Annotated in this window: 9 protein-coding genes; 5 read left to right on the forward strand and 4 right to left on the reverse strand. The window is 73.3% G+C overall.

Annotation, left to right across the window (positions count from 1 at the left end):
* Positions 1 to 384: 384 nt before the first annotated feature.
* The gene (locus ACZ38L_RS27740) at positions 385 to 1,266 is read left to right on the forward strand and encodes an alkaline phosphatase family protein (RefSeq protein ID WP_465698265.1); all 882 of its coding nucleotides are present in this window, start codon (positions 385 to 387) and stop codon (positions 1,264 to 1,266) included.
* Positions 1,267 to 1,288: 22 nt separating this feature from the next.
* Here the strand turns inward: ACZ38L_RS27740 and ACZ38L_RS27745 are convergent, their stop codons facing one another.
* Positions 1,289 to 1,819: a GNAT family N-acetyltransferase gene (locus ACZ38L_RS27745; RefSeq protein ID WP_465698267.1), complete on the reverse strand. Its 531-nt coding sequence runs from the start codon at positions 1,817 to 1,819 to the stop codon at positions 1,289 to 1,291.
* Between the two features lie 155 nt (positions 1,820 to 1,974).
* On the opposite strand from ACZ38L_RS27745, the gene ACZ38L_RS27750 reads away from it, so the two are divergent.
* Positions 1,975 to 3,054 (forward strand): hypothetical protein, encoded by a 1,080-nt coding sequence (locus tag ACZ38L_RS27750; protein ID WP_465698269.1) that lies wholly within the window; start codon positions 1,975 to 1,977, stop codon positions 3,052 to 3,054.
* 25 nt (positions 3,055 to 3,079) lie between these two features.
* A complete protein-coding gene (locus ACZ38L_RS27755; protein WP_465698271.1) occupies positions 3,080 to 4,717 on the forward strand; it encodes an APC family permease in 1,638 nt (545 codons plus the stop codon).
* Here ACZ38L_RS27755 and ACZ38L_RS27760 read toward each other — a convergent pair.
* On the reverse strand, positions 4,627 to 5,808 hold the full coding sequence (locus tag ACZ38L_RS27760) for an alkene reductase (protein WP_465698273.1): 1,182 nt from the start codon (positions 5,806 to 5,808) through the stop codon (positions 4,627 to 4,629). The genes ACZ38L_RS27755 and ACZ38L_RS27760 overlap by 91 nt on opposite strands.
* Before the next feature lie 91 nt (positions 5,809 to 5,899).
* Between ACZ38L_RS27760 and ACZ38L_RS27765 the strand changes: the two genes are divergently transcribed.
* A complete protein-coding gene (locus ACZ38L_RS27765) occupies positions 5,900 to 6,778 on the forward strand; it encodes a sigma-70 family RNA polymerase sigma factor (protein WP_465698275.1) in 879 nt (292 codons plus the stop codon).
* Here ACZ38L_RS27765 and ACZ38L_RS27770 read toward each other — a convergent pair.
* A complete protein-coding gene (locus ACZ38L_RS27770; RefSeq protein ID WP_465698277.1) occupies positions 6,745 to 7,329 on the reverse strand; it encodes a ferredoxin--NADP reductase domain-containing protein in 585 nt (194 codons plus the stop codon). The two genes, ACZ38L_RS27765 and ACZ38L_RS27770, sit on opposite strands and share 34 nt — an antisense overlap.
* Positions 7,281 to 8,126 carry an FAD-dependent oxidoreductase gene (locus ACZ38L_RS27775; RefSeq protein WP_465698279.1) on the reverse strand — a complete coding sequence of 282 codons (846 nt, stop codon included), beginning with the start codon at positions 8,124 to 8,126 and terminating at the stop codon, positions 7,281 to 7,283. The genes ACZ38L_RS27770 and ACZ38L_RS27775 overlap by 49 nt, the downstream gene beginning before the upstream one ends.
* A gap of 233 nt (positions 8,127 to 8,359) precedes the next feature.
* Between ACZ38L_RS27775 and ACZ38L_RS27780 the strand changes: the two genes are divergently transcribed.
* Positions 8,360 to 9,544: a PI-PLC domain-containing protein gene (locus ACZ38L_RS27780; protein WP_465698281.1), complete on the forward strand. Its 1,185-nt coding sequence runs from the start codon at positions 8,360 to 8,362 to the stop codon at positions 9,542 to 9,544.
* Positions 9,545 to 9,706 lie beyond the last annotated feature (162 nt).

Here is a 9,706-nt window from a genome sequence, read left to right on the forward strand (position 1 = left end):
TCCCCCCCCCTCCCCCCCCCCCCCCCCCCTCCCCCCCCCCCCCCCCCCCCCCCCCCCCCCCCCCCCCCCCCCCCCCCGCGCCCGCAGGGCCGTCACCGGCAACTCGACCAGTCGGATGCGCCTCGCCGTCTCCCCGTCGCTCATGGCAGCCGATGCTGCCGCCGTCGGCTCGGGGTGTCGAGCGAATTTCGTCGCGCTCGGGCTCGCGCCCGAGCGGGAAACGGCCGGGCAGCGGTGGGCGAACACTTCGTGGCCGCCGGGCGAACAGTGCCCCGTGCCACCCCGGGCGTTCCGGGAACCGACCCGGGACCCGGCTTCTGACGGCTCGACGGCCGGTTAGGGTGCCGGGCAGGCCCCTGCCCCCCGACCGATCGGAGTCTTCCTGTGTCTCTCTGGCCCGCCGGCCCGCGCCGCGTCCTGGTCATCGGCATCGACGGCGTCCGCCTCGACCTGCTGCCGGAGCTGGCGACCCCGCACCTCGACGAGGTCGCCGCGGCCGGGTTCCTCGCGCCGGTCGAGGTCGACGACGCCACGCCGACCATGTCGGGCCCGTGCTGGACCACCATCGTCACCGGCGTCGGCGTGGCCAAGCACGGCGTGTACGGCAACCACTTCGGCGGCAACCGGCTGGAGGTCTTCCCCGACTTCACCACCCGACTGGCCACCACCCACCGCCGGCGCACCTTCGCGGTCGGCGGCTGGGAGCCGCTCTTCCTGGCCCGCCAGGGCGGACCGCTGTTCACCGCGCCCGGCCGGCTCTCCTACATAGCCCCGCTGGAGGACACTCCGGAGGCCTGGGAGGTCTGCGACGAGCGGGTGACCGCCGAGGCGGTGTCCGTGCTGACCGGCGACGACGAACCGCAGGCCACCTTCGTGTATCTGGGCGCGGTGGACGAGACCGGGCACTTCCTGGGCTGCGGCGAGGAGTACCGGCAGTCGATCCGGAACGCCGACGAGCGGCTCGGCCGGCTACTGGCGGCGGTCCGCAGCCGCGCGACGTACGCCGAGGAGGAGTGGACGGTGATCGTGGTCACCGACCACGGGCACCTGGACCAGGGTGGGCACGGCGGGCGCAGCGTGCTGGAGCGCACCGCCTGGATCGCCGCCTGCGGGCCGGGCCTGCCGGCGGGCGCGCAGGTCGGGCCGCTGCACCACACCGACGTGGCCGCGCACGTCTACGCGGCGCTGGAGATCGTCCCGGACCCGCACTGGACCCTGGAGGGTCGCCCGTTCACCCCGGTCGCCGAGCCGCTGCCGGTCGGCTGACGAAGGCCGGCCCGAGCCGGCCTCAGAGCGCCTTGACCAGCTTCTCGAAGGCCAGGTCAGGCCGCTTGGGGACGCCGAAGCGCTCGTCGCCGTACGGGAACGGCGAGAGCTCCCCGGTCCGACGGAAACCGCGCCGCTCGTACCAGGCGATCAGCTCGGCGCGCTGGACGATCACGGTCATGGTCAGCTCGGTTGCCTGCCACTGCGCCCGGGCGTAGCGCTCGGCCTCGGCCAGCACCGCGCGGCCCACGCCGCCGCCCTGCTGGTCGGGCCGGACCGAGAACATCCCGAAGTAGGCGCTCGTGCCGCGCCGGTCCAGCTGGCAGCAGGCCAGCAGCCGGCCGGCCCGTTCGGCCAGCAGCACCCGGCTCTCCGGCGCGGCCAGCAGCTCGGCGACCGCCTCGTGGTCGGTGCGCTGGCCGTCCAGCAGGTCGGCCTCGGTGGTCCAGCCGGCCTTGCTCGCCTCGCCGCGGTAGGCCGACTCGACGAGTTCGACCAGGGCCGCCGTGTCCTGCGCGGTGGCGGTGCGGAAGGCCAGCTCAGCGGCGTCCATGGGTACTCCCAACGGGTGAATGATCGGCGTGTCCCCCGCATCGTGCCACAGCCGCCGGGCGCCCGGACGGCTCAGCCCGGCGGGCGGGTCGCTCCGGCGGCGGATCAGGATGGGACGGTCCGCCGCCGCCCGCTGAACGGGGGAACCGAGCCGCCATGCACCCGCGCCTCTTCGCCGTCGTCGCCGCCGCGTTGTTGGGCGTGCTCGGACTCGGCTCGGTGGCCGTCACCGACTGGACGCCCGGCGGCGGCCCGGCCCCCGTCCGGGCCGCCGCCGGCCCGCGCGCCGCGACGCCGACCGGCGACCCGGCGGTGTGGACCCGCAGCACCCTGCGCAACAAGCTGATGGCCGAGATGGACGCCACCGACCCCGGAGTGGCACTGGCCGACCTGGACCGGATCACCAAGGCCAAGCCCTACACCGTGCGCTTCTGCCACCCGATCGCGCACGAGCTGGGCCACGCGGCGGTCAAGCGCTACAACCACGACTTCGCCAAGGTGCTGTCCTTCCCGCACGACACCTGCGCGGAGGGCTACCTGCACGGCGCGGTCGAGGAGATGCTGGCCGCCTCCACCGATCCCGGCAAGGACCTGCTCACACTCTGCCAGCCGAAGATGGCCGGCCCGTGCGTGCACGGCGTCGGCCACGGGACGATGTTCGTGACCAAGCAGAACGTGCCGGCCGCCCGCGACCTCTGCAACAAGTTCACCACCGAGACCCGCCGGATCGAGTGCTCCGAGGGCCTGTTCATGCAACTCTTCGGCCCGGACGAGGAGGACGAGAACGCCAAGGCGCAGCTGCCCGCGGACAGGCTCGCCGCCCAGCCGCAGTACCCGTGCCCGGAGCAGCCGGCGCTCTTCCAGTCCGCCTGCTACTTCTACGCGCCTACCTTCTTCCTGAGCTCGCACGACTACCCCGACCACCCGGAGGTCTACGCCCAGGCGCTCACCTGGTGCCTGAGCGCCAAGCAGGACGGCGGGGCCACCGACTGCAGCCGCGGCGTCGGCTCGCGGACCATGAAGTACAACCTGGACCGCGAGGACTGGGTGGCCCAGCAGTGCGCCAGCGCCGGCGAGGCCTGGCAGCGCAAGGCCTGCGCCGAGGGCATGGTCAGCTACTACACGGTCAACTACACCGACGCGGGCGCGGCCGGCCGGCTCTGCGCCAAGATCACCAACCCGGAGCTGGCCGGCTACTGCCGCTCCGCCGCCGGGCTCTCGAAGTCACTGGACTAGCCATGAAGCCGGCTCGGGCACGCGCATGACCAGGACCGACCCGACCGCGAGCGGGAGCGCCCAGGGCGGCCGGCTGCATCGGGCGGTGGGCTTCTGGGGCCTGATGTCCATCTCGCTCGGCTCGATCATCGGTTCCGGCTGGCTGCTGGGCGCGCTGACCGCCGCCGTCATCGCCGGTCCCGCCTCGCTGCTCTCCTGGGTGCTGGGCGCGGTGATGCTCGGCCTGCTGGCGCTGGTCCACGCGGAGCTGGGTGCCGCCTACCCGATCGCCGGGGGCACCGCCCGGTTCCCGTTCTTCGCCTTCGGCCCGCTGGCCGGCTTCACCGCCGGCTGGATGTCCTGGATCCGCTCGGTCGCGATCTCGCCGATCGAGGTCGAGGCCACCCTTTCCTACCTGGACCGGATCGGCTGGATCCACGACCAGGTCGTGCTGCTCCGCCCGGACGGCACCCTCACCGGCGCGGGCCTGCTGATCGCGACCGGCTTCATGCTGCTCTTCGCGGCCATCAACGTGGTCGGGGTGGGGTTCCTGTCGGCGGCCAACTCGGTCACCGTGGTGGTCAAGACGGCCGTGCCACTGCTGACCGTCGGAACGCTGCTGTCGCTGGCCTTTCACGGCTCCAACTTCACCGCGGGCGGCGGCTTCGCCCCGCACGGCGCGCACGGCGTCTTCGCGGCGCTGCCCGCCGGCGTGGTCTTCGCCTACCTGGGCTTCGAACAGGCGATCCAGCTCGCCGGGGAGGCGCGGAACCCCCAGCGGGACGTCTCCCGCGCGGTGATCGCCGCCATGGCGACCGGCACCGCGATCTACCTGCTGCTGGAGGTCGCGTTCATCGCGGCGCTGGACCCCGCGTCCCTCGCGCACGGCTGGGCGGCGCCGGTCGGCAGGGGGGACTTCGGCCCGTACGCCACCCTGGCCACCGTGCTGGGGGCCGGTTGGCTGGCGACCGTCCTCTACGTCGACGCGGTGATCTCCCCCGCCAGCACCGGCCTGGTCTACCTGGCCGGCGCCTCCCGGCTCTCCTACGCGATGGCGCACGAGCGGGTGCTGCCCGGGCCGGTCGCCTGGATCAGCCGGCGCGGCGCACCGGTGGTCTCCATCCTGCTCGCCTTCGCGGTCGGCGAGATCGCCTTCCTGCCGTTTCCCAGCTGGCAGGCGCTGGTCAGCCTGATCACCTCGGCGGCGGCGATCATGTACGCGTTCGCCCCGGTGGCGCTGCACGCCCTGCGCCGGCAGGACGGTGGCCGCCCGCGCCCGTACCGGCTGCCCGGTTGGCAGGTACTGGCGCCGGCGGCCTTCGTCTCGGCGAACCTGATCTTCTACTGGTCCGGGTACGAGGCGGACTGGAAGCTCGGCACCACCGTGCTGCTCGGCCTGGCCGTGCTCGCGCTCACCCGGCTCGGGCTACCGCGGGGCGGGCGACGGCCGCTGCGCTGGCGGTCCGCCGGCTGGGTGTGGCCCTGGCTGGCCGGCCTGGTGCTGATCAGCCGCTTCGGCCGCTACGGCGGAACCGGGGCGCTGCCCAACTGGTGGGACCTGCTGATCGTGATCGCCTTCGGCCTGGTGATCTACTACTTCGCGGTGGGCCTGGCGCTGCCCCCGGACGAGGTGGACGCGGCCGTGACGGCCGAGGGACGCGACGAGTCGGTGCTCGCGGGGTAGTCGAGGTACCCGGCGACCCCTCCCCCGTAGTAGGTGCTCGGGTCGCCGGCGGCCAGCTCGCGGCCCAGGGCGAAGCGGGTGACCAGGTCGGGGTTGGCGATGAAGTGGGTGGCGAAGGAGACGGCGTCGGCGATGCCGGCCTCGATGGCGGCGTTCGCGGACTCGCGGTCGAAGCCGTTGTTGGCGATCAGCGGGCCCTGGAACAGCCGCCGGTAGCGGGCGATCTCCGCGAAGCCGGGGGCGCCGTCCGGCCCGGTGCGGTCCGCTCCGCGCAGGTGCAGGTAGGCCACGGGGTGGTCGTTGAGCTCCGCCACGAGTGCGTCGTGGTCGGCCAGCGTCTCCTCGTCGACCGGGAACCGGTCCCCCAGGGCCAGGTACGGCCCCAGCCGCACCCCGACCCGCCGGCCGTCCCACGGCTCGGCGACCGCGTCGACGATCTCCAGCAGCAGGCGCCGGCGGCCGGCCTGGTCGCCGCCGTAGCCGTCCGTGCGGAGGTTGAGCCGCGGGTGGAGGAACTGCGCGATCAGGTACGAGCCGTGGGCGGCGATCTCGACCCCGTCGAACCCCGCGCGCCGGGCGTTCGCCGCGGCGGCGCGATAGTCGGCGACCGTGGCCGCGATCTCGGCCGTGCTCATCTCCGTCGGGGTGACGGTCTCCTGGAATCCGTCGCGGGTGAAGGACTTCAGGTGCGGATTGACCGCCGACGGGCCGGCGGGTCGGCGTCCACCGAGGTGGTCGGGGTGCGAGGCGGCGCCGGTGTGCCAGAGCTGCAGCACGATCCGGCCGCCGCGGGCGTGCACCGCATCGGTGACCTTCCGCCACCCGGCAACCTGCTCCTCGCGGTAGATGCCGGGGACGTCGACGAAGCCGATCGCCTGCTCGCTGACCCAGGTCGCCTCGGCCACGATCAGCCCGGCACCGGCGCGCTGGGCGTAGTAGGCGACGTGCAGCTCCGTCGGCACCAGCCCGGGGTTGGCCGCGCGGGCCCGGGTGGTCGGGGCCATCACCACCCGGTTGGGCAGCTGAAGGTCTCCGAGGTCCACCGGCCCCAGCAGGGGCTGGTCGAGGGCGGTGCGAAGGGTCGTGCTCATGATGGGTGTCTCCTCGTCGTCGGCCCGCGGTCACCCTGGGCCGGCCTGGTGCGTCATAGAGTCGACGGAACTCGACGGTGAAAGGTGACCGATGGACGCGCAGGACCGGCTGGCGGAACGCTTCGAGACCGAGCGGAGCCAGCTGCGATCGGTCGCCTACCGGCTGCTCGGCTCGCTCAGCGACGCGGACGACGCCGTCCAGGAGGCCTGGCTGCGGCTCAGCCGCACCGACGTCAGCGGGGTCGAGAACCTGGCCGGCTGGCTGCGGACGGTGGTCTCCCGGATCTGCCTCGACATGCTGCGCTCCCGCACCTCGCGCCGGGAGGAGCTGGTCGGCCAGCGGATACCCGACCAGGTCCGGGACGCCGAGGACGGTCCCGAGGAGGAGGCGCTGTTGGCCGACTCGGTCGGTCTCGCCCTGCTCGTGGTGCTGGACACGCTGGCCCCGGCCGAGCGGATCGCCTTCGTGCTGCACGACATGTTCACCGTGCCGTTCGACCAGATCGCCGAGATCGTGGAACGCTCGCCGGACACCGCCAAGAAGCTCGCCAGCCGCGCACGGCGGAAGGTGCGGGGCGGCGCGAGCGTTCCCGGCGGCGAACTCACCCGGCGGCGGCAGGTGGTCGAGGCCTTCCTCACCGCCTCGCGCAACGGTGACCTGAACGCGGTCCTCGCGGTGCTGGCGCCCGACGTGGTGCGCCGGGCCGACCGCGCGGCGCTACCGGTCGGTGCGCCGAGTGTGGTCCGCGGTGTGCGGGCCGTGGCGGAGGGGGTCCTGGTCTTTGGTCGGCGGGCGCGGTTCGCGGCGCCGGCGCTGGTGGACGGGACGGTGGGAGCCGTGGTGGCCGCGCACGGCCGACTGGTCCTCGCGCTCACCTTCACGATCGGGGGCGAGCGGATCACCGAGTACGAGGTGATCGCCGACCCGGCCCGGCTTCACCGGCTCGACCTGGCCGTCCTCGCCCCTTGACGGCCGCTGGCCCGGTTCAGCTCGTCCCAGCCGGACAGTTTCACGCGCTCGCCCCGGCCGAGGGCGGCGGCGTTCTCGTGCTCCCGTTCGTCGATGCCGAGCCAGTCCTGGTAGCTCACCGGCCGCACCCCGCGGCCGGCCAGCAGGTCCGGTAGTGGGGGTGCCGCGGGGTCCGCGCGGTGCACGCCGGCTCCCCGGTCGGCGAGGAGTGCGCGGACCGTCTGCGCTGCGTCGGACTTGTTGGTGCCGATCACGCCGGTGGCCCCGCGCTTGAGCCAGCCGGCGACGTACTCGCCCGGCCGCGGGGTGCCGTCGGTGCCCAGTACCCGCCCCTCGGCGTTGGGCACGATGGCACGCCGCTCGTCGAAGGGCACTCCGGGCAGCGGCACGGACTCGTAGCCGACCGACCGCAGGACCAGCTGCACCGGGAACTCCGCGTACTCACCGGTGCCGGTGACCTGCCCCGAGCCGTCCGGCCTGGTCCGCTCGACCCGCAGGGCCGTCACCCGGTCGGTGCCGAGGATCTCCACCGGCCGCTGCCAGAACCGCACCGCCAGCCGCCGTGGGCAGCCCTGGGCCGGCCGGCCCAGTCGCTGATCACCGCCAGGTTGCCGCGCACCCGACGGTCCGGCTCCGCGTCGAACCCGTCGAGGTCGGCCTCCGCCACGTCGACGGTGATGTCGGCCCCCGGCAACTCACCGAGTTCACGCAGCTCCTTGGTGGTGAACCTGGCTTGCGCGGGCCCGCGGCGGCCGATGATGTGGATCTGCTCGACCCTGCTGGCGGCGAACGCGGCGAGCACCGGCTCCGGCATGTCGGTGGCACCGAACTCGGTCGCGGGCTTGGCCAGGACCCGGGCCACGTCGAGCGCGACGTTGCCGGCTCCGATCACCGCCACCGCCGTGGCGTCCAGGTGGAACATCGCGGGGTCGGAGTCCGGGTGTCCGCAGTACCAGCGGACGAAGTCGGCGGCCGCGGCGCTCCCCGGAAGCTCCTCGCCGGGTACCCGCAGCCGCCGGTCGCGCGCCGCGCCGGTCGCGTACACCACCGCGTCGTAGCAGGTGAGAAGCGTGTCGCGGGTAACGTCCCGGCCGAAGCACAGGCCACCGAGGAAACGGACCCGCGGGTGTTCGAGCACCCGCTTCAGGTAGTCGGCGATCGACCGGATCGACGGGTGGTCGGGGGCGACGCCGTAGCGCACCAGACCGTAGGGGGTGGGCAGGCGGTCGAGCACGTCCACCGTGACGTCGATGCCGTCCGCCGTGGCCTGCTTGATCACCGCCTCGGCCGTGTAGAGGCCGGCCGGCCCGGAACCGACCACCGCCACTCGGAGGCCTGGAACGGTCATGCGACTCTCCTCCCGCTCCCGGCCGAGCGGACACCTCGAGTCCATCGTCCCACCTCCCCGACGCGGCCCCACGCAAAGGATTGACGTGTTACCGCCAGACGGCTAAGAACGTGTCAGTCCGTGCCGCCGCCTTGGCTCAAGTTCCTTCACCTACAGGCGAGTTCGCTCTGCCAGCGGCGGCACGTCAGCGGATGCCCGGAGGCACTGCGACCACCCCGACGGAAGGAACGGCATTGAAGGCGAGAAGCAGCGGCACCCGCGCGTGGGCGGGGGCGACCGCCGGGCTGCTGGCGGCCGGGCTGATCTGGGCCACCGGTACCCCGGCGGTGGCGACGACCACGCCCGCGGGGGTCACGACGGCCGGCCTCGACCTGGCCGACTGGATGTCCCAGCTACAACCGGCCATCGGCGACCGGCCACTGAACAACATCGCCATGCCCGGCAGTCATGACGCCGGCAGCTGGAGCATCCACAACGGCTCGGGGCTGTGCACGTCCGGGCAGAACTACGGCGTCTCCGCGATCGCCCCGGCCGTGGCGGCGAGCATGTCGCGCTCGCAGAGCGGCTCGATCGTGGACCAGCTGAACGCCGGCTCGCGCTACCTCGACCTGCGGCTGTGCAAGCAGGACGGCGCCTGGTACACCTACCATGGTGGTCCGACGGGCGCCCTGTTCTTCGACGCCGACGGCCAGACGGGCGAGGCCGACGCGATCGCCCGGTGGATCGACGCCCACCCGAGGGAGATCGTGGTCATCCAGCTCTCGACGGCCGCACCCTCGGCCGAGGCGAGCGCCGACGACGCCGAGGCGGCCACCGACCTCGCCGGGCTGATCGGCACCGGCTCCATCGCCACCCAGCCGCAGCTGTCGCCGCAGTCGACCTACGACGACTACCTCGCGGCCGGCAAGCACGTCGTCCTGATCGACAGCGCCGGCACGGTCCAGCAGCCCTGGGCCTGGCCGCCCTCGGTCTCCTCGGATCGGGGCAGCTACTCGGACGCGAGCCCCAGCTGGGAACAGTACGTCGAGGAGATCCTCACCGGGTCCAGCCCGCAGCCGCTGTTCGACACCACGCTCTCGCTCGACCAGGCCGCGCTCGCCGCCGACCCGGGGTCGGACGCCGGGAAGTTCTTCGTCCTGCAGGGCATCATCGACCCTTCCGTGACCATCCCCGCCGCGGTGTTCGCGCAGCTGGAGGCGGCACTGGGGGTGATCCCGCCGGACATCGCGAACAACTACCTCCTCTGGGAGGAGGACCAGCTCAACCCGCAGCTGCTGCAACGGCTCACCGGCTCGTGGAGCGCACCGCCGCTGGCGCGGCACATGAACATCGTGATGACCGACGACGTGGACCAGAACACCACGGCGATGCCGCTCGGCACGCTGCAGCGCGCGGTGATCGCCGTCGACCTCGACTGACCGGCCCGGGACGGCCGAAGGGGCCCGGGGCGCGCGGCGCTCTCCGGGCCCCTTCGGGCGCTGATCCGCGGGGATCAGTAGTTGTGGTGGGTCTGCCAGTAGGCCCAGGCGGCGTTGGGGCTGCCGTAGCGGGAGTTCATGTAGTCGTAGGCCCACTTGATC

It is taken from the genome of Kitasatospora sp. NPDC024654 (assembly GCF_055559155.1).

Excerpts from the sequence above, each read along its gene's own strand:
- ACZ38L_RS27745 (WP_465698267.1), bottom strand. The coding sequence starts at position 1,819 with ATGGACGCCGCTGAGCTGGCCTTCCGCACCGCCACCGCGCAGGACACG.
- ACZ38L_RS27750 (WP_465698269.1), top strand. The coding sequence starts at position 1,975 with ATGCACCCGCGCCTCTTCGCCGTCGTCGCCGCCGCGTTGTTGGGCGTG.
- ACZ38L_RS27755 (WP_465698271.1), top strand. The coding sequence starts at position 3,080 with ATGACCAGGACCGACCCGACCGCGAGCGGGAGCGCCCAGGGCGGCCGG.
- ACZ38L_RS27760 (WP_465698273.1), bottom strand. The coding sequence starts at position 5,808 with ATGAGCACGACCCTTCGCACCGCCCTCGACCAGCCCCTGCTGGGGCCG.
- ACZ38L_RS27765 (WP_465698275.1), top strand. The coding sequence starts at position 5,900 with ATGGACGCGCAGGACCGGCTGGCGGAACGCTTCGAGACCGAGCGGAGC.
- ACZ38L_RS27775 (WP_465698279.1), bottom strand. The coding sequence starts at position 8,126 with ATGACCGTTCCAGGCCTCCGAGTGGCGGTGGTCGGTTCCGGGCCGGCC.